20 protein-coding genes and 1 tRNA gene are annotated in these 18,274 nt (G+C 66.6%); 9 read left to right on the forward strand and 12 right to left on the reverse strand.

The window, feature by feature from the left end; translation table 11 throughout:
• Window positions 1-22: 22 nt before the first annotated feature.
• From G6N77_RS18390 to G6N77_RS18400, 3 genes are all read right to left on the reverse strand, one after another.
• Complete coding sequence (locus tag G6N77_RS18390; RefSeq protein ID WP_165183623.1) at window positions 23-712, reverse strand: LysM peptidoglycan-binding domain-containing protein; 690 nt, start codon at window positions 710-712, stop codon at window positions 23-25.
• A 410-nt stretch (window positions 713-1,122) separates the two neighbouring features.
• A complete protein-coding gene (locus G6N77_RS18395; RefSeq protein WP_165183624.1) occupies window positions 1,123-2,283 on the reverse strand; it encodes a cystathionine gamma-synthase in 1,161 nt (386 codons plus the stop codon).
• A gap of 16 nt (window positions 2,284-2,299) precedes the next feature.
• Window positions 2,300-3,685 carry a cystathionine beta-synthase gene (locus tag G6N77_RS18400; protein WP_165183625.1) on the reverse strand — a complete coding sequence of 462 codons (1,386 nt, stop codon included), beginning with the start codon at window positions 3,683-3,685 and terminating at the stop codon, window positions 2,300-2,302.
• A gap of 80 nt (window positions 3,686-3,765) precedes the next feature.
• Here G6N77_RS18400 and G6N77_RS18405 point away from each other — a divergent pair, with 80 nt between their 5' ends.
• The 3 genes from G6N77_RS18405 to G6N77_RS18415 are packed head-to-tail and all read left to right on the forward strand — an operon-like array spanning window position 3,766 to window position 5,230.
• Window positions 3,766-4,335 (forward strand): P-loop NTPase family protein, encoded by a 570-nt coding sequence (locus G6N77_RS18405; RefSeq protein WP_165183626.1) that lies wholly within the window; start codon window positions 3,766-3,768, stop codon window positions 4,333-4,335.
• Between the two features lie 9 nt (window positions 4,336-4,344).
• Entirely contained in the window at window positions 4,345-4,818 is a 474-nt protein-coding gene (locus tag G6N77_RS18410) for a helix-turn-helix transcriptional regulator (RefSeq protein ID WP_165183627.1), read from the forward strand.
• Between the two features lie 10 nt (window positions 4,819-4,828).
• Window positions 4,829-5,230, forward strand: coding sequence for a VOC family protein (locus G6N77_RS18415; protein ID WP_165183628.1), 402 nt, complete (start codon window positions 4,829-4,831; stop codon window positions 5,228-5,230).
• Between the two features lie 127 nt (window positions 5,231-5,357).
• Here the strand turns inward: G6N77_RS18415 and G6N77_RS18420 are convergent, their stop codons facing one another.
• Window positions 5,358-8,810: a bifunctional proline dehydrogenase/L-glutamate gamma-semialdehyde dehydrogenase gene (locus G6N77_RS18420; protein ID WP_165183629.1), complete on the reverse strand. Its 3,453-nt coding sequence runs from the start codon at window positions 8,808-8,810 to the stop codon at window positions 5,358-5,360.
• Between the two features lie 177 nt (window positions 8,811-8,987).
• Here G6N77_RS18420 and G6N77_RS18425 point away from each other — a divergent pair, with 177 nt between their 5' ends.
• Complete coding sequence (locus G6N77_RS18425; protein WP_165183630.1) at window positions 8,988-9,932, forward strand: LysR family transcriptional regulator; 945 nt, start codon at window positions 8,988-8,990, stop codon at window positions 9,930-9,932.
• 168 nt (window positions 9,933-10,100) lie between these two features.
• Here the strand turns inward: G6N77_RS18425 and G6N77_RS18430 are convergent, their stop codons facing one another.
• Window positions 10,101-10,673, reverse strand: coding sequence for a hypothetical protein (locus G6N77_RS18430; protein ID WP_165183631.1), 573 nt, complete (start codon window positions 10,671-10,673; stop codon window positions 10,101-10,103).
• A gap of 178 nt (window positions 10,674-10,851) precedes the next feature.
• Between G6N77_RS18430 and G6N77_RS18435 the strand changes: the two genes are divergently transcribed.
• Both G6N77_RS18435 and G6N77_RS18440 read left to right on the forward strand, forming a co-directional pair.
• Window positions 10,852-11,802, forward strand: a complete 951-nt coding sequence (locus G6N77_RS18435) for a DNA-3-methyladenine glycosylase family protein (protein ID WP_165183632.1) — start codon at window positions 10,852-10,854, stop codon at window positions 11,800-11,802.
• Window positions 11,803-11,882: 80 nt separating this feature from the next.
• Window positions 11,883-12,161 (forward strand): putative quinol monooxygenase, encoded by a 279-nt coding sequence (locus G6N77_RS18440; RefSeq protein WP_165183633.1) that lies wholly within the window; start codon window positions 11,883-11,885, stop codon window positions 12,159-12,161.
• A gap of 82 nt (window positions 12,162-12,243) precedes the next feature.
• Here the strand turns inward: G6N77_RS18440 and G6N77_RS18445 are convergent, their stop codons facing one another.
• From G6N77_RS18445 to G6N77_RS18455, 3 genes are all read right to left on the reverse strand, one after another.
• Window positions 12,244-12,627: a thioredoxin family protein gene (locus G6N77_RS18445; RefSeq protein ID WP_165183634.1), complete on the reverse strand. Its 384-nt coding sequence runs from the start codon at window positions 12,625-12,627 to the stop codon at window positions 12,244-12,246.
• A 71-nt stretch (window positions 12,628-12,698) separates the two neighbouring features.
• Window positions 12,699-13,859, reverse strand: coding sequence for an MFS transporter (locus tag G6N77_RS18450; RefSeq protein WP_165183641.1), 1,161 nt, complete (start codon window positions 13,857-13,859; stop codon window positions 12,699-12,701).
• Between the two features lie 139 nt (window positions 13,860-13,998).
• A complete protein-coding gene (locus G6N77_RS18455) occupies window positions 13,999-14,445 on the reverse strand; it encodes a MarR family winged helix-turn-helix transcriptional regulator (protein WP_165183635.1) in 447 nt (148 codons plus the stop codon).
• A 58-nt stretch (window positions 14,446-14,503) separates the two neighbouring features.
• Here G6N77_RS18455 and G6N77_RS18460 point away from each other — a divergent pair, with 58 nt between their 5' ends.
• Both G6N77_RS18460 and G6N77_RS18465 read left to right on the forward strand, forming a co-directional pair.
• Complete coding sequence (locus G6N77_RS18460) at window positions 14,504-15,079, forward strand: GNAT family N-acetyltransferase (protein ID WP_165183636.1); 576 nt, start codon at window positions 14,504-14,506, stop codon at window positions 15,077-15,079.
• A 103-nt stretch (window positions 15,080-15,182) separates the two neighbouring features.
• Window positions 15,183-15,440, forward strand: a complete 258-nt coding sequence (locus tag G6N77_RS18465; protein WP_165183637.1) for a hypothetical protein — start codon at window positions 15,183-15,185, stop codon at window positions 15,438-15,440.
• Here G6N77_RS18465 and G6N77_RS19690 read toward each other — a convergent pair.
• From G6N77_RS19690 to G6N77_RS18485, 4 genes are all read right to left on the reverse strand, one after another.
• Window positions 15,437-16,066, reverse strand: a complete 630-nt coding sequence (locus G6N77_RS19690; RefSeq protein WP_205678418.1) for a sunset domain-containing protein — start codon at window positions 16,064-16,066, stop codon at window positions 15,437-15,439. The genes G6N77_RS18465 and G6N77_RS19690 overlap by 4 nt on opposite strands.
• Before the next feature lie 69 nt (window positions 16,067-16,135).
• Window positions 16,136-16,891, reverse strand: a complete 756-nt coding sequence (locus tag G6N77_RS18475; RefSeq protein ID WP_165183638.1) for a hypothetical protein — start codon at window positions 16,889-16,891, stop codon at window positions 16,136-16,138.
• A 107-nt stretch (window positions 16,892-16,998) separates the two neighbouring features.
• Window positions 16,999-17,083 (reverse strand) — tRNA-Tyr (locus G6N77_RS18480).
• Window positions 17,084-17,195: 112 nt separating this feature from the next.
• Window positions 17,196-17,513: a hypothetical protein gene (locus tag G6N77_RS18485; protein WP_165183639.1), complete on the reverse strand. Its 318-nt coding sequence runs from the start codon at window positions 17,511-17,513 to the stop codon at window positions 17,196-17,198.
• Window positions 17,514-17,684: 171 nt separating this feature from the next.
• Here G6N77_RS18485 and G6N77_RS18490 point away from each other — a divergent pair, with 171 nt between their 5' ends.
• Complete coding sequence (locus G6N77_RS18490; RefSeq protein WP_165183640.1) at window positions 17,685-18,173, forward strand: YajQ family cyclic di-GMP-binding protein; 489 nt, start codon at window positions 17,685-17,687, stop codon at window positions 18,171-18,173.
• Window positions 18,174-18,274: the final 101 nt, after the last annotated feature.

The following is an 18,274-nucleotide window of genomic DNA, read 5'->3' on the forward strand; positions in this document are numbered from 1 at the left end:
AGCGTTTTTGGTGGGGGGCAGATTACTGGGCGGGGAGGTTCAGGACCGCACCCGTGAAGATCAGGTCGGGGTGGATCACCGTGTCGGTGTTGGCCTGGTAGAGGGTTTCCCACCCGCCCTTGATGCCGAGCTTCTGGGCGATGGTGCTCAGGGTGTCGCCGGACTTGATGGTGTAGGTCTTGCCGCTGAGCTTGACCTGGACGGCAGCCGGGGCTGCGGTTTCGGCAACGGGGGCCTGCTGAACGGGGGCCGCCTGGACGGGTGCCTGCTGGACAGGGGCGGCCTGGACTGGTGTCACCTGGCTGGACTGGGCGGCAACCGGGGCCGGTGCCGCGGGCGTGGCGGCCGGGGTATAGGCCTGGCCGCCGCCGCCGGATAGTCCCAGCTGGGCGGAGCAGGCGGGCCAGGCGCCCCAGCCCTGGCCGGCCTGGACGCGTTCGGCTACGGCAATCTGCTGGGCCCGGCTGGCGTTCTGGGGTGCACCGACCCCGCCATAGGCGGCCCAGGTGCTTGGGGTGAACTGCAGGCCGCCGGAGAAGCCGTTGCCGGTGTTAATGGCCCAGTTTCCGCCGCTTTCACATTGCGCCAGGGCGTCCCAGGTGCTGCCCGAGGCCGCATTCGCGCCCGTGCCGGCCACGGCCAGCCCTGCCCCGGCGATGGCGGCAATGGCCAGTCCGCGGCCAAGGGTGCGTGTAAGTTTTGTGTTTTTCATGGATGCGTTCTCCCAAAGGCCACCTTCGCTCCATCCGTCCCCGGACATCTGCGCGCCACCGTCCAACCTGTAGATATGGAGGTTGTTTCCGTGGCCTGCCGCATGACGGTGTTCGGTGTGGGGAGGCCCGGGCATTCGTGGGCCGCCACAGCTGGGGCCCGCCCCGGAGGGCATGCTCCACCCTAAAACGAAACCAAATCGATACGCAAATCAGCAAACCGTTACCTAATAGTCACTGAAATTAACAAGTTGATAGTGTATTTTAAGCCCTTCCCTAAGGACGCTCGGTTGCATTCGGGGCTTAAACGGGGAACGCTCCCGCACAAAAGTGCGGGAGCGTTCGGAAAAAGACCCCCGATTGCAACCGAGCGTCGAAAGGGAGGAGGGGGCGTCGGGTTCGGGAAGGGGCTTTAGATGGACGCTATGGCCTGGTCCAGGTCGGCGATCAGGTCCGCCACGTCCTCGATGCCCACGGAAAGCCGGATCAGGTTGACCGGCACGGCCAGCTCGGTGCCCTTGACGGACGCGTGTGTCATTTCGGACGGGTAGTTCATAAGGGATTCCACGCCGCCCAGCGACTCCGCCAGGGTGAACACCTTGGTGGACTCGGCCACCTTGCGGGCAGCAGCCTCCCCGCCCTTGAACTGCACCGAGATCATGCCGCCAAAGCCCCGCATCTGCTTCGCGGCCAAAGCGTGTCCGGGGTGGTCGGGCAGGCCCGGGTACAGCACGCGCTCCACCTCGGGCCGTTCCAGCAGCCATTCGGCCACGGCCTGCGCATTGGAGGAGTGCCGGTCCATACGCACGCCCAATGTCTTGAGCCCGCGGGTGGTCAGCCAGGCCTCCATCGGCGCGGACACTGCGCCCACGGCGAACTGCACAAAGCCGATCTTCTCGGCAGCCTCGGCGTCGGAGAGCACAATGGCGCCGCCGGAGGCATCCGAGTGCCCGCCAATGTACTTCGTCGTGGAGTGGACCACCACGTCGGCGCCCAGGGCAAGGGGGGTCTGCAAGTAGGGGGAGGCGAAAGTGTTGTCGACCACCAGCAGCGCCCCGGCGTCATGCGCCACCTGGGCGAGTGCGGCAATGTCGGTGATCTTCATCATGGGGTTCGACGGCGTCTCCACCCACACCATCTTCGTGGCCCCCTCAGGCCCGCCGGCGGCAACAGCGGCAGCCAGCGCACCGGCGTCGTTCATGTCCACCGCAGCGTTGCTGATGCCCCAGACCGACAGGACCCGGTTGATGAGGCGGTAGGTGCCGCCATAGACGTCATTGCCCATGATGATGTGGTCGCCGGGGACCAGCAGGGCGCGGATCAGGGCGTCCTCGGCAGCCAGGCCTGAGGAGAAGCTGAACGCGAACTTGCCACCTTCCAGCGCGGCGAGCTGGGTTTGGAGCGCATCCCGGGTGGGGTTGGTGCCGCGGCCGTACTCATAGCCGTTGCGCAGCTTGCCGATCCCGTCCTGGGCGAAGGTGGTGGTCTGGTAGAGCGGCGGGATGACGGCGCCGGTGGTGGGGTCGGGGGTCTGCCCGGCATGGACGGCGCGGGTGTTGAAGCCTTCGGTCATTTTTTCTCTCCAGGAGTCAGTCGTTGAGGTAGTTCAGCAGGTCGTGGCGGGTCAGGACGCCAACAGGGGCGCCCACAAAGGTGACCATGAGGGCGTCCACGTCCTGCAGCTTGGTGCGCGCGGCGGAAATCGGTTCCAGGGAGCCGATGATGGGCAGCTGCGGCTGCATGTGCTCGGTGATCTTGTCCGTCAGCTTCGCCTCGTGGCGGAACAGCTTGCCGGTCAGCGTGCGTTCGTCCACGGAGCCGATCACCTCGCCCATCACCACGGGCGGTTCGGCGGACAGCACGGGAATCTGGGAAACGCCGTATTCGGCCATGAGGTTGATGACGTCCCGGACGGTCTCGTTCGGGTGGATGTGGACCAGGGCGGGCAGCTGCCCCGTCTTGGCCTTGAGCACGTCGCCAATGGCGGGCTCGTCGGTGACTTTCAGGAAGCCGTACGACTGCATCCACTTGTCGTCAAAGATCTTCGCCAAATACCCGCGGCCGCTGTCCGGCAGCAGCACGACGACGACGTCCCCGGCTCCCAGCCCCCTGGCCACTTCCAGTGCGGCCACCACGGCCATGCCGGAGGAACCTCCCACGAGCAGCCCCTCTTCGCGCGCCAGGCGGCGCGTCATGGCGAAGGAGTCGTTGTCGGACACGGCGATGATCCGGTGCGGCACCTTGGGGTCGTAGGAGGCGGGCCAGATGTCCTCCCCCACGCCCTCCACCAGGTACGGACGGCCGGTTCCGCCGGAGTAGACGGAGCCTTCCGGGTCCGCGCCGATGACCTGCACTTCGCCGCCGTCGGCCGCGGCTCGTGAAGCCGACGCCTCACGCAGGAACCGCCCCGTCCCGGAGATGGTGCCGCCGGTGCCCACGCCGGCCACAAAGTGTGTCACGCGGCCTTCGGTGTCGCGCCAGATCTCTGGTCCCGTGGTTTCGTAGTGGCTCAGCGGGCCGTTCTGGTTGGAGAACTGGTCCGGCTTGTACGCGCCGGGAATCTCCTTCACCAGGCGGTCGGAGACGCCGTAGTAGGACTGCGGGCTGTCGGCGGCCACCGCCGTGGGCGTCACCACCACCTCGGCGCCGTAGGCCTGCAGCACGGCGCGCTTGTCCTCACCCACCTTGTCCGGGACCACAAACACGCAGTTGTAGCCACGCGCCTGGGCCACCATGGCCATGGCAACGCCGGTGTTGCCGCTGGTGGGTTCCACCACGGTGCCGCCGGGCTTGATCCTGCCCTCCTTGGCGGCCTCGTCGAGCATTTTCACCGCAATGCGGTCCTTGGCGGAGCCGCCCGGGTTCATGTATTCCAGCTTGACCAGCACGGTGGCCGCGATGCCCTCAGTCACCTTGTTCAGCTTCACCAGGGGGGTGTTGCCAATCAGGTCAAGGACGGAGTTTGCATACTTCATAAGTCCAAAGTATCCCCGGCGTGCCGCTCCAACCAAAGGAGGTTACCATTTGGGGCCCGCGCCGCCCTAGAATCGGAAGAATGCTCGCCGCCTCCGACCTCCTGCCCGCAGAGGTGCAGCGCGTGCTCGTTGCCGGGGTTTCCGGCTCCGGAAAGACCACCCTGGCCGGGCGCATCGGTGCCATTCTCGGCGTACCGCACACCGAGATCGACTCCCTGTTCCACGGGCCCAACTGGCAGCCGCGCACGGACTTCATGAACGACGTCGACCATCTCACCCAAGCGGGTGGCTGGGTCACGGAATGGCAGTATCCCGCCGCCCGGCCCCTGCTGGCGAAGCGAGCCCAGCTGCTGGTGTGGCTGGACTTTCCTGTGCCGGTGACCATGTCGCGCCTGGTGCGGCGGACCGTGCGGCGGCGGCTTCGCCGGGAGGAGCTGTGGAATGGCAACCTGGAGGCGCCGCTGCACACAGTGTTCACTGACGGCGACCACATCATCCGCTGGGGCTGGCGCACCCGGCACATGTACAAGGAGCTGGTGCCGGCGCTGGAACGCGACTTTCCCGGGCTGTGTGTGGTGCGGCTGCGCACGCCGCGGGAGTCCGAGCGCTGGGTGGAAAACCTTCAGCATTCCGTCACCTCCGGCTGGTAGTTTCAAACCATGACTCCTGAGGAACTGGCCACGCTCACGCTGCTGCGGCGGGCGCGGGACATGATCGACAGGGACTACGCCCTGCCGCTGGACGTGCCCACCATTGCCGCGAAGGTGTTCATGTCCCCGGCCCACTTCTCGCGGAAATTCCGTGCCGCCTATGGCGAGACGCCCTACAACTACCTCATGACCCGGCGCATTGAGCGGGCGGCCGCGCTGCTGCGGGCCGGCACGTCGGTGACGGACGCCTGCATGATGGTGGGCGCCACGTCCCTGGGCTCATTCAGCTCCCGCTTCACCGAGATCATGGGCGAGAACCCGAGCTCCTACCGGGCGCGGGAACACAGCGCCATCGAGGCCATGCCGCCGTGTTTCGTCAGGTTTGCCACCCGGCCCGCCCGGACCGGCCCCGGCGCCGGCCCCGGCCCCGGCCCCAGCAAACCGAGCAGGAATGAAGAAGTGCAGGCCCACGCCGCGCATTAGCGTTGGTGCCATGACCATTTCACTGCAGTACACGCATTTGACCGTCCACGACCCCGACGAGGCCATCGCGTTTTACCGCGACGCCCTGGGACTGGAAGTCCAGAACGACGTCAGCAACGGCGACTTCCGCTGGGTCACCATGGGCACCAGCACCCAGCCCGGCCTGGGCATTGTCCTGTCCGAACCTCATGCCGGCCGCTCGCAGGAGGACGGCGACACCATGGCCCGCCTGCTCGCCAAGGGCATGCTGCCCATGCTCAACTTCACCGCCAGCGACCTCGACGCCACCTTTGAACAGGCCGTGGCGGCCGGCGGCGAGGTGCTGCAGGAACCCATTGCGCAGCCGTGGGGCCCCCGCGACTGCGCCTTCCGGGACCCGTCCGGCAACACCGTCCGCATCTCCCAGGCCTGACCCAACGACAAACGCTCCCTCTCCTTATGGGCGGTTTAACCAAACGCTCCCTCAGCTGGCATTCGCAGCTGAGGGAGCGTTTGGGAATACACCCCGAAAGGTGAGGGAGCGTCGGGTTCAGGCGGTGTTAGATCAGGCCGTCCGAAAGATGGTTCGGCGTGCCAAAGCGGTGCGCGGTGATGCTGACTGCCTGCTCGTGCAGGAACGGCAGCATCTCAATGCGCCCGGCCTCGGTGACCTCATTGTGGTAGATCGCCAGGTCCGGACGCCCGCCCGTGGCCTGGTACACGGCAGCGGCGTCCCCGCCAATGAGGCGGATGCGGCCGGCGCCGAAGCGGCGCGCGTGGGCCAGCCAGTCGGCGTCGTTCTCCACGGTGACCGTAATGCGCAGGCTCACCAGCAGTGCCCTGACCGCATTGGGAAGCTCGACGCCGGAGGAGACTTCCGGGGTGGCCCCGGCCGTGATTCCTGCCGACAGCACGCGCAGCAGCTTGGCCACGGACCCGCCCTCTGCCAGGCGCACCAGCGGGTTCAGCGGCAGGTACCGGAACACATTGCGTTCCGCCGACAGGCCGGACACGTCCTTGGCGGTGCCGAATTCGGACGCCCAGGCCGCGGCATCGCTGTGCAGGGAGCGGGTCAGGAACGCCTGCTCGTCTGCGGACAGCGAGGACGCTGCATTGACCACCTTGCGTGCGTTGTCGCTCAGCGGCGCGGTGGCCGTGGACTGCGCGGATGTCCAGCTGCCCAGCCCCACCAGGTAGTTGGGCCCGCCGGCCTTCGTGCCGGCACCCACGGCCGACTTCTTCCAGCCGCCGAAGGGCTGGCGTTGCACAATGGCGCCGGTGATCCCGCGGTTCACGTACAGGTTCCCGGCCTGGACGGTGTCCAGCCAGAGGCCGATTTCCGCAGAGTCCAGCGAGTGCAGCCCGCTGGTCAGCCCGTAGTCGATCCGGTTGACCATGGCGATGGCCTCTTCGAGCGTGTCGGCCGTCATGACGCCCAGCACCGGGCCGAAGAACTCGGTCAGGTGGAAGCGGGAGCCCGCCGCGACGCCGGTGCGGACGCCCGGGGACCACAGGCGGCCCGTGCCATCGAGCTGGCGGGGCTCAATGGCCCAGGATTCTCCGGCGTCGAGCGTGGTCAGGGCGCCCAGCAGCTTGCCGGCAGCCGGCTCAATGACCGGGCCCATCTGGCTGGTGGCCGTTTCCGGGTAGCCCACCGACAGGCTTGCGGCCGCGTCCAGCAGCTGGTTGCGGAAGCGTGCCGACTGCGCCACGGAACCGACCATGATCACCAGCGACGCGGCGGAGCACTTCTGCCCGGCATGGCCAAACGCGGACTGGACCACGTCCTTCGCGGCCAGGTCAAGGTCGGCGCTGGGGGTGACGATGATGGCGTTCTTGCCGGACGTCTCCGCCAGCAGCGGCAGGTCCTGGCGGAAGCTGCGGAACAGCTCCGCGGTCTCGTAGCCGCCGGTCAGGATCAGCCGGTCCACGGCGGGGTGGGACACCAGCGCCTGCCCAAGTTCGTGTTCGCCCAGCTGGACCAGCGCCAGGACTTCGCGCGGCACGCCGGCGTCCCACAGGGCCTGCACCATGAGGGAGCCGCTGCGGCGGGCCTGGGTTGCCGGCTTGATGACGACGGCGGAGCCTGCGGCAAGTGCCGACAGCGTGGACCCGGCCGGGATGGCCACGGGGAAGTTCCACGGCGGTGTCACGACGGTGAGCTTCGCGGGGACGTACGTGGCGCCGTCGACCGTGTCCAGGTCCTTGGCGCGCTCGGCGTAGTAGTGGGCAAAGTCGATGGCCTCGCTGACCTCCGGGTCGCCCTGGTCGAGGGTCTTCCCGGTTTCCGCGGCCATGACCTCCATGAGCTCGGCGCGGCGGGATTCCAGCACGGCCCCTGCGCGGTGCAGGATCGCGGCGCGCCCGGCCCCGCCCAGCGCTGCCCAGCTGGTGGAATGCTCGACGGCGGCGTCCACAATGCGGTTCAGCTCGCCGAGGTCGGTGACGGTGGTCTGCGCCACCAGCTCGTTGCCCAGCGTGGAGCCGGGGATGCGGGCCAGAATGTCCGCTCCCCAGGCGCGGTTCGGTGCCAGCGCGGGGTCGGTGTCAGGGGTGTTGGCGAAGGAGTCAACCGGAGCCTGTGGCACGGGGGCCGTGCGGTCCTGCAGGCGGTTGGACTCGGGGACCTCTGTGTCCAGGGCGGCCAGTGAGGCGAGGAAGCGGTTCTTTTCGCGTTCAAACAGTGCCTCGTTGTCGGAGAGCTCAAACACGGCCGACATGAAGTTGTCCTGGCTGGCCCCTTCCTCCAGACGGCGGATCAGGTAGGCGATGGCAACGTCGAACTCGCCCGGGTGGACCACCGGCGTGTAAAGCAGGAGGGAGCCCACGTCGCGGCGGACGGCCTCGGCCTGGCCGGTGGCCATGCCCAGCAGCATTTCAAATTCCAGCTGGCCGGAGGTGGCGCTGATGCCGCGGTCCTTGGCGAGCAGCCAGGCGTGGGCCACGTCAAAGAGGTTGTGCCCGGCCACGCCGATGTGGACATTGTTGATGTGTTCGGGCGTCAGCGCGTAGTTCACGATGCGCTTGTAGTTGGTGTCCGAGTCCTGCTTGGTGCCCCAGGTGGCCAGCGGCCAGCCGTAGACGGAAGCCTGGACCTGCTCCATGGGCAGGTTGGCGCCCTTGACTATGCGGACCTTGACGGCGGCGCCGCCGTCGGCCCTGCGCGCGGCAGCCCACTCCTGGAGGTCAATCATGGCCGCGAGCGTGTCCGGCAGGTAGGCCTGGAGCACGATGCCGGCTTCGAGGTTCTTGAATTCGGGCTTGTCCAGGATCTGCTTGAACACGGCGATGGTCATGCCCAGGTCCTTGTACTCCTCCATGTCCAGGTTGATGAACTTGGGCTTGGCGAAGGAGTTGGCCAGCGTGTACAGCGGGGTGAGGCGCTCCACGATGTGGGCCACGGCGTCGTCAAAGGCCCAGGCGGAGTGCGGGGCCACGGTGGAGGATTCCTTGATGGAGACGTAGTCGACGTCGTCACGGGCCAGCAGCTTCAAGGTCCCCTCAAGGCGGCGGGCCGCTTCATGCTCGCCCAGGACTGCCTCGCCGAGCAGGTTGATGTTCAGGTCCACGCCGCCCTGGCGGATCTTGGCGATGGCCGGGCCCAGCTTGGCGTCGGTGGCATCCACAATCAGGTGGCCCACCATCTCGCGCAGCACACGTCGGGCAACTGGAATGACAAGTTGCGGCAGGACGGGCGCCATGACACCGCCCAGGCGGACGGCACTGCGCATGTACCAGGGCAGGAACGCAGGCACCTTGGGAGCCAGCTTGGCCAGGTTGCGCCCGGCCACAGCGAGGTCCTCGGGGCGGACCACACCGTCCACAAAGCCCACCGTGAAGTCCAGCCCGTTGGGGTCCTTCAGCACGCCGGCCAGGCGCTGGGCGGAAATGTCTGCGGGGAACTTGGCGGCTTCGGTCAGCCAGTGGCGGACCAGGGCGATGGTCTCATCGGCGAGGTTGTTGCCGGGGTCCGGAATGTTGGCGGCGGTGGCCGCGGGGGCAGTGCTTGTCATGGTTGCTGGTGCGTTCTTTTCTACTGGTTAGTCCGGGTTGCCTGGGCGCTGGCCCGGCCGTCCCCAGCGGGTCCGGGCAGCTTCCCTTACCTCCAGTATGGGACTAATGTTCAATTAGTAAAAGTGGTGTTTATTGATGATTATTAGTCATTGTTTCTTAACTATTTGGAGGCCTCAGTGCTGGACGTCAAAAGGTTGCGCCTGCTGCGTGAATTGCAGATCCGCGGCACCCTGGCGGACGTGGCGCTGGCCCTCCAATACAGCCCATCCGCGGTCTCCCAACAGCTGGCACTCCTGGAAAAGGAGGCGGGCGTAAAGCTGCTGAGGAAAGTGGGGCGCCGGGTCCAGCTGACCGCCCAGGCGGAGATCCTGGTGGCGCACACGGCGGAGATCCTTGAAACGCTGGAACGGGCGGAGGCAGACATGTCCGCGTCCCTCACCACGGTGGCCGGCACGGTCAGGCTGGCCGTCTTCCAGTCCGCCGCGCTGGCCCTGCTGCCGGAGCTGCTCACCGCGATGTCCCGGACCTACCCGGAGGTGCGGATCGAAATGACCCAGCGCGAGCCCGAAACCGCGCTTTACGAAACCTGGGCCCGCGACTTTGACCTGGTGGTGGCCGAGCAGTACCCGGGCCATGCCGCCCCCCGCCACCCTGAACTGGACCGCGTGGTGCTGACCACGGACGCCATCCGACTGGCCGTCCCCTCCCCCGGTGTTTCCGGCAGCGTGTCGGCACTGCGCAGCACGCCCATTCTGGACCTCGGGGACACGGCGGGGCTGCCGTGGGTCATGGAACCCCGCGGCGCCGCATCCCGCCATTGGGCCGAACAGGCGTGCCGGCAGGCCGGCTTCGAGCCTGACGTCCGCTTTGAAACGGCCGACCTCCAGGCCCAGGTCAGCCTCATCGAATCCGGCCATGCCGTGGCCCTGCTGCCGGACCTGATGTGGACAGGGAGGGCCCCGGCGCTGACCTTGCTGGACCTGCCCGGCCTGCCCCGGCGCACCGTTTTCACTGCCGCACGGCGGGCCAGCCGGAGGCGCCCGGCCATTTTGGCCTGCCGGGAGCTCCTGGCGCAGGCCGCACAAGGGGTTTCCGGGGATGCCGAGCCGCCGACGGCATAGCTGCGCCTCTCAGCCCGTGCCGTGGGGCGAAACTCGGCCCGAGTTTTCCCCCGGGTGCACCCCGGGCGAAACTCGGCACGAGTTTTGCCCCACGGAGAAGTGGCGTAATCCGGACCTGCGCGTGAAGTGTGCAGACCGTCCTTAAGGCACGACGCCGGCTGGCCGGGTTTAGCGCGCCAGTTCCGTTATCACGGGGCCCAGCAGGCGGCGGAGCTGTTCGGGGTTGCGACGGGCAGCTTCGCTCATGAGTACCCGGTTTGGGCCGGTTCGGTGCAGCCAGAACCCCTCCACAGGCAAAATCCGCAGGCCCAGGTTGAAGGGCGCAGCCATGTGTCCCAGCTCCTTTTCAATCCCACGCACCAGCTTCGTCAGCACGGGCCCTTCAGCCTTCATGTTGGCCTGGAAATGCTTGAAGTTTGCCTCGACGGCGTTGTCTGCGGCGGCCGCGGCCTGGTCAAAATGCCGCCCCACCATGTCCCGGAATGCCGGCGCACGCAGCTCCAGCGAAAAGTAGCCAATGGGCCCTCCCCGCGGGATGCCCCGCTCATCCGCCAGCAGCTCCGAGAACCACGCCGTCCACTCATCCGCCAACACGGTGTCCAGCTCGGGCCCGGTGACGGGAATGTGTTCTGGCACTTCAGGCACCAGCGGCGGAATGAAGAACGGCGCCGTGGCAGGCAGCTTCAGTGCATCGCGGATGTACAGTGTCACGGTGAGCGGCCACGACAGGTCCTCACTCATCTCCCAGCTCGGCGGCAATTTCCTGCCCCAAATGCCCCCCACCCGTTGCATGGCGTCCCCAATCCCTTCGTTGCCGCTATGCGCCCAGCCTAGGGTCGCCGTCGTGCTTTGGCCATGGATCCGGAGGAATTCCCCGCCAGCGCAGCCGTGTGTCAGGAACACATGCGACCATGGATCCATGACATCGGCAGCCATCACAGCGCCCGCAGCGGTCTGGGACGCTGGCGGCCCCTACAGCCTCCACCAGACGCTGGGCATCATCGGCCGCGGACCCGCGGACCGCACCGTCCGGCTCACCCCCGGCGCGGCCTGGCTCGCCTTCAACACTCCGGACGGCCCCGCCACCCTCGGCCTCAGCCAGCGCGGCACCGAACTGCATGCCCGCGCCTGGGGCCCCGGCGCCGGCCATGCCCTGGCCGGCGCCCCGGCGCTCCTCGGCGCCGGCGACGACTGGTCCCACTTTGACTCCCCGGACTTCCATTCCACCCTCCCCCGGCTGGCCCGGGAAGCACGACGCCGGCACCCGGCAGTGCGCCTGCCAGCCACCGGGCGGGTGGTTGACTCCCTGGTGCCCGCCATCCTGGAGCAAAAGGTCACGTCCCTGGAAGCACACCGCGGCTACGCCACCCTGGTGCGAAAGTTTGGTTCCCCTGCACCCGGGGCCGGCAGTTCCGGTGTCCCGGCGGAGTTGATGGTGGCCCCCACCCCGCGGCAGTGGGCCAAAATACCGTCGTGGGAGTGGCACAAGGCAGGGGTCGGGCCACAGCGCTCGGCAACGGTGCTGCGCGCGGTGGCGTCGGCGTCGGGCCTAGAACGCCTGGCAGCCCTGCCTGCGGCAGAGGCGGCCCGGAAAATGCAGGCCATTCCTGGGGTCGGCGTGTGGACGGCGGCGGAGGTCACGCAACGCACGCACGGCGACGCGGACCAGGTGGCCGTGGGCGACTACCACCTGGCCGCCTTTGTGGGCTGGGCGCTGGCCGGCAAGCCCGTGGACGATGCCGGCATGCTGCAGCTGCTGGAACCATGGCGCGGCCACCGGCAGCGCGTGGTGCGGATGCTGTATTTGAGCGGGTTCACAAAGCCCGCATTTGGCCCCCGCATGAGCATCCAGGACCATCGCGGGCACTGATTCGCTCTTTGGCCGGGCCCACGCGTTCACACTGCGAAACCGGATCCCGCCCGTGCGGCCGCATCGCCTAGGCTGAAGGGATGAGCGAGATCATCAACCTACAGGCCACATTCATCCCCAATGAGGGCGAATTCTTCCGCGTGAAGCTCGCCCTTGAGATCGCCATTGAGCAGGTGGTGGAGGAGGCCGGCTGCATCCAGTACGAAATCACGCAGGAATCGGAAGAAAAGATTGTACTGACCGAGCAGTGGGCGTCGGAAGCGGACCTGGACAGGCACAGCAAGGGGATTGCGGTGCAGGACCTCAACGAGTCGCTCAGCGCCCTGCTGGCCGAGCAGGTCAAGTTGGAACGCCTCTAGCCACGCCAAGCGCGCCCGTCCCCGACTTTCGCGCCCGTCCGGACGGGCGCTTTCGGACGGGCGAAGCGGCACAGATCCGCCGCTATTCGGCGGTGGCTCCGCCGGCAGCCTGCTGCTTGGCCACGGCGGAGTGGACCTCGGCCATGTCCAGTTCCTTCACGGCCGTAATGACCTTGTCCAGGTCGGTGCCGCTGAGTGCGCCGGGCTGGGCGAACACCAGCACCTTTTCGCGGAACGCCATCAGCGTGGGAATGGAGGTGATGTTGGCCTCGGCGGCAAGCTGCTGCTGTGCCTCGGTGTCCACCTTGCCGAACAGGACGTCGTCGTGCTTGTCGGAGGCAGCCTCATAGGTGGGCGCGAAGCGGACGCACGGCTGGCACCAGGACGCCCAGAAGTCGACGAACACAATGTCATTGGACTCGATGGTGGAGCCGAAGGATTCGGTGGTGATTTCAACAGTAGCCATGGTTCCAACGGTACGTGACCGCCGTGAACCATGGCTACCGGTTTCGCTCAACGCGTGAGCGGGAATATCGCCTAGAGCCCTGACGGTTCGTGGGCCGTCAGGAACTTCCGCCCGCCAACTATGATCCCGGCGCTGACCAGCACCATGGCCGCCGCCACATAGAAGGTCACGGACGCCGAGGAATGTTCGGCGATCTTGGCGGCCAGGAACGGTGCCAGCGCCCCGCCCATCCAGCGCACAAAGTTGTACCCTGCGCTGGCCACGGGCCGCGGCGAGTCCGAGACGGCCATGGCCATCTCTGTGAACAGCGTGTTGTTGATGCCCAGCAGTGCCCCGGAAACAATGGTCAGGACCACCACCACAGTGACCGTATGCCCGGCCGCGAGGGCCAGCCCCACCAGGACCACCATGAGCCCCAGCAGCGAGCCGGCCAGCGCCCGGGTGGGGCCGAAGCGGCGCTGCACAATGGGCGCCACGAACACGGAGAACACGGCCACGGCAACGCCCCAGCCGAAGAAGACCGCGCCAATGCCGTAGGCGTCGAAGCCGAGGATGAACGGGACAAATGCCAGAATGGTGAAGAAGCCGTAGTTGTAAAACAGGGCGCTGCCGGCGGTGGTGCGCAGGCCCTTGTGGCCCAGTGCCAAGAGCGGGTCGCGCAGCCGGGTCTTCACGGCAGGGACCGGCGTCTTCGGCAGCAGGACAATCACCAGGATGAACGCGATGGCCATGGCCGTGGCCGTGCCAAAGAACGGCGCCCGCCACTGCCAGCCGCCCAGCAGCGCCCCCATGAGCGGGCCCAGCGAAAGGCCCAGTCCCAGGGCCGCCTCATACAGGATGATGGCGGTTGCGGCGCCCCCGGAGGCCACGCCCACCATGACGGCCAGCGAGGTCGCCACGAACAGTGCGTTGCCGAGCCCCCAGCCGGCGCGGAAGCCCACCAGCGCGTCCACGGTGTTGGACATTCCGGACAGGGCTGAGAAGACCACAATCACCGACAGGCCGATCAGCAGCGTCTTTTTACCGCCAATGCGCGAGGACACGAAACCGGTCACCAGCATGGCGATGGCAGTCACCAGAAAGTAGCTGGTGAACAGCAGGGATACCTGGCTGGGGGTGGCTTCGAGGTTCTTGGCGATGGCGGGCAGGATCGGGTCCACCAGGCCAATGCCCATGAACGCGAACACCGCGGCAAACGCCACCGCCCAGACGGCCTTGGGCTGCCTGAGCATGGACTGCTTTTCGTCATGAAGCGCGCCCTCGGCGGGGCCCGCAGTTTCCGTTGCGGCGTTGGCCTGCACGGTTTCTCCTAGTGTCTTGTTGATGATGAAGTACGACGCCGGCACGCAGGCAGTGCGTGCCGGCCGGCGGTTACGCCGTGGCTGGCTGGGCGGCCACGGCCGCATTGAGCTTTGCAATGGCAGGGATGGCGCCGGCGATGATCTGGCGTTCTTCGCGGCTGAGCGTTTCAAGGGCCGCCGCCATGGTCGCATTGCGCCGGCCATTGGCAGAGTCCAGCGCCTCCCGCCCCTTGGGCGTGAGCCTGACCAGCACCGCACGTGCATCAGTGGCGTCGGGGATCCGTTCCACCAGGCCGGCCGCCTCAAGCTTGATGACCTGTTCGGTGGCGCTGGGAACCCTGACACCGGCATAGCTGGCAATGGCGCTCACGCGCATGGGGCCTGTGGACACCATGTTCAGGGTGCTCACATGGCGGGTGCTCAGTTCCCCCTCGGCGTCCATGGACCTGGTCAGATACACGGCCTGGCGCAGAATGTCGCGATAGCGGCCAGCCAATTCCTGAAGATCAATGCTCATAGTTAGGTAGTCTAACAATTAGGCGGACTAACAGTCAAAACGGATCTAGTATGGGGCCATGAAATTGACCACGGGCCGCCTGGTGCTGCGCGAATATGCCGCGGCGGACTTTGACGCCGTCCACGCGTTTGCCTCAGATCCCCGCAGCAGCGAGTTCATGGACTGGGGGCCGAATTCCGAACAGGACACCCGGGAATTTGTGGACTTTTGCCAGGCCTGCGCCCGCGCCATTCCACGCACCGACTACACACTGGCCCTGACCCTGCGCAGCACCGGCCTGCTCTTTGGCTCGGTCAGCCTGACGGTGCACGGAGCCCACCAGGCCCGGCCAGGGCGCCGCGGTCCGGCAGTGCGCGAAGGGGAAATCGGCTACACGCTCCATCCGGACCACTGGGGCCATGGCTACGCCACGGAGGCTGCCCGCTGCCTGGCGGGCTTCGGCTTTTCCGAGTTGGGCCTGGGACGCATCACGGCCACCTGCCGGCCCGAAAATGTGGCGTCCGCGGCGGTGCTGCAAAAGTTGGGCATGGACCAGGTGGGGCATCGCACAAACGACAGGCTCATCCACGGGCGGTGGATGGACTCCCTGGTGTTTGCCATGGACGCCCCGGGGCTTTCACCCGAACGCCGCTGAACTGACATACGCAGTTCACAGCCAATTCACCCGGGGCGCGCAAACTGGCGGTGTTAACTACGAACCACAGGAAGCAGCGATGACTTTCACGCCAGGAGGAACCATGCCACGCCCCGCGCACCACAGAGCGTTCATCAATCCGGACAACCACGAGGTGTGGCCTTCGCTGGCCACCAACGATCCCGTTGCCCTGGTCAATAACCGCGGCTGGCGCCTGTCCGGCCGCGTGGAGACCCTGTCCCACGACCGCCAGTGCCTGTGGATCCAGCTCGACGGCGGCATGGGCCGCCAGCTGATCCACCACCAGGACGGCTTTGTCCTGGAAAGTGAAGCCCAGTACGGCGAGACGCCTTCCGCCTAGACTTTGGACTTCCGGTACCCTGACTGCCTCGCGGCGGCCTCCGAGGTGAAACAGATTTCCGGAGTTGTCCTGGTGTAGAACCGCTGGCCGGGCAGGTGGTAAATCCTGCTGGGCGCGTTGCCCTTGATGGGGGCCCACGCCGGGCAATTCCACTTGCTGGCCGGCCTGGCGGACGTCTGCTTCGGGGCTGGCACCACCTTTACGTACTTCTGGACGGAAGCCGAAGCCTTCAGGGAACCCTGCGCCGCGAGTCGAATGGACCATCTGCCGGATACCGTTGCCGGCAAGGCAACGCTGACGTATCCGCTCGCGTTGCTCTTGACCGTGCGTACGGCCTTGTTCGGCGCCGTTCCATCCGGATCAAAATACACCGTGGCAGTGACAGCTCCGGTCTTGGCCCACACTTTACCGGCGGCACGCTGCGATTGCGCGGCGACACTGATGGTTTTTCCCTTCACCACCGTGGCCGGGCCGGCGGTGAAATTGGCCATGCGCGTAGTGGCCGTTGCGGCGGCCTGGGCCGGCAACGGAAGGGCAAGCATCGGGAGCGTGACGGCGAACGCTGCCAGCGCAACAAGAATGGGCCGGCGCACCTTTTGCAGGACACCTGGAACGGATTGAGACAAGGACTCCCCCAAGGAGACGAGCGGAATTGCAGAAAGATAAAGCCTGACGCTCAATAGTAAACGGGCAGCTCAGTCCTCGGGGCCGATCATCGCAACGAATTCTCGCGCGTCGGCTTCCCCAATGTCCGCATGCTCCCGCAGGAGGCTGGCGGCGGCGTCGTAATCCCCGCCCTGGGCCAGGCTGCGGATGGTGCGGAAGATTTCTTCATTGAGGCCGGTGCTGGCCACCTCGCGGACCTCGTCGCCCCTCGAAACGATGGCCCTGTAGCGGTAGCTTGCCGGAGCCTGGGAGACAGGTGCCGCCCCGACAGAGGGTGCCGCATTGATGATGTCCTCCACCGTGAAGGAGGCATCATTTTTGCTTGGCTTGCCGGACTGGCCGGGCCGGGGCGTTTTGCCGGCGGCAGGCTGCTGGGACGGTTGCTGGGACTGCCCCGGGGCGGGCTCCGGGGATGGCTGCGGGAACTCCGCCAGGGCCGCCACGGCAGCCGCGGCGTCGCCAAGCCCCACATGGGCGGCCTTGCGGTATTCCCTGACGGCATTGAGCACCTGGTGCTGTGCGATGAGCGAATACACGCTGCGGTGCGCCTCCGGGCTCAACCTAGCACTGGCCTCGACGGCCATTTCGCGCGTGACTTCGCGCCCGCGGCGCCTGGCCTTTGGTGCGGGATCCGCGCTGGCGGCCCGGCCCGCCACGCTGCCCCGCCGCGGCTTGGGGTCGGCCGAGTCCTGCAGGGCCCGGCCCTTCCTGCCCAGAAAGCGCGAGCCAACGCCCACAGCAACAACAATGACCAGGAGGATCAGCAGCAGGACAAGGTATTCCATGCTTTAAGAGTAGTTCCCCGCGGGGAAACTTGGCCGGCCGCTGCCCCTGGACGCAAAAAAGCCCGGAAGCAAAGCGACAACTCGCTTTGCTTCCGGGCTTTTCCCAATGGTGGCAGATACTGGATTCGAACCAGTGAAGGCGTTGCCAGCTGATTTACAGTCAGCCCCCTTTGGCCACTCGGGTAATCTGCCATTGGCCCGCCAAACTTCCCTGCGGGGAGTCCGGCGTTCGCCCCCAGCAAGTGGGAGCAGTAAAACAATACAAGGTATTTGCCGAAGAATCGAATCGGCGTTTTTGGGCCGCTTAGGCGTCCGCCTGGATCCGGCGCACCAGCTGCTGTTCCAGGAACGCAGCCTGCTCCGGCGTCACCTGCTGCAACGCCACCGCCCGTGCCATGTCGGCGTGGACGCCCGCAATCCGTGACGACGCCGAATTGGCCGGCGAACTGAGAATCGAGGCCGGATCCGAACTGTACACGGGGCCTGAAAGGGCCGTCACGGCGGCCAGCGTGGCGGCGGCAACCGCCGTGCCCACGGCAGCCTTCATGCCCGGCCGCACCCTCGGCGCGGTGGCGGGTGCCGGCGCGGTGCTGGCGGCTGCGGAACTTTCCGGTTCACTCATCGTGTCCTCCTGAATGGGCGGTTTCAACTGCTACAACGATCGCAATGCCAAATGTGCTCCCGCCACGGAAACGCTTAGAGCGAACTGTGAGGCCCCGGGCCGGCCGGCTGGCCCGCCGCGCTAGGCTTGGATGCAAATCGAGCATTACATTTTCAAGCACTTGGAGGAAAAATGGCCAGCGATTCAACATTCGACGTCGTCAGCAAAGTTGACAAGCAGGAGGTCGCCAACGCGCTGCACCAGGCCCAGAAGGAAGTTGCCCAGCGCTACGACTTCAAGGGGGTCGGCGCGGAGATTGACTTCAGCGGCGAGAAAATCCTGCTCAAGGCCAACTCGGAGGAACGCGTCCTGGCAGTCATGGATGTGTTTGAGTCCAAGCTGATCAAGCGCGGCATCTCGCTGAAGTCCCTCGAGGCCGGCGAGCCCTTCGCCTCCGGCAAGGAGTACCGCCTGGAGGCCGAGATCAAGGAGGGCATCGCCCAGGACGTGGCGAAAAAGATCAACAAGCTCATCCGTGACGAAGGCCCCAAGGGCGTCAAGTCCACCATCCAGGGCGACGAACTGCGCGTGAGCTCCAAGAGCCGCGACGACCTGCAGGAGGTCATGGCCCTGCTGCGCAAATTCGAGGATGCAGACCTGCAGTTCGTCAACCTGCGCTGACAGGCAGGCCCCGGCCAACGTTTTTGGCAACGGGGCGCCGGGCGGCACCGGGCACCGTGTGAACACTTGGTGAACTCCCAGCCGCACCGTGCCCCCTTGCC

It is taken from the genome of Arthrobacter silviterrae (assembly GCF_011045165.1).
In the GTDB taxonomy this organism is placed as follows: domain Bacteria; phylum Actinomycetota; class Actinomycetes; order Actinomycetales; family Micrococcaceae; genus Specibacter; species Specibacter silviterrae.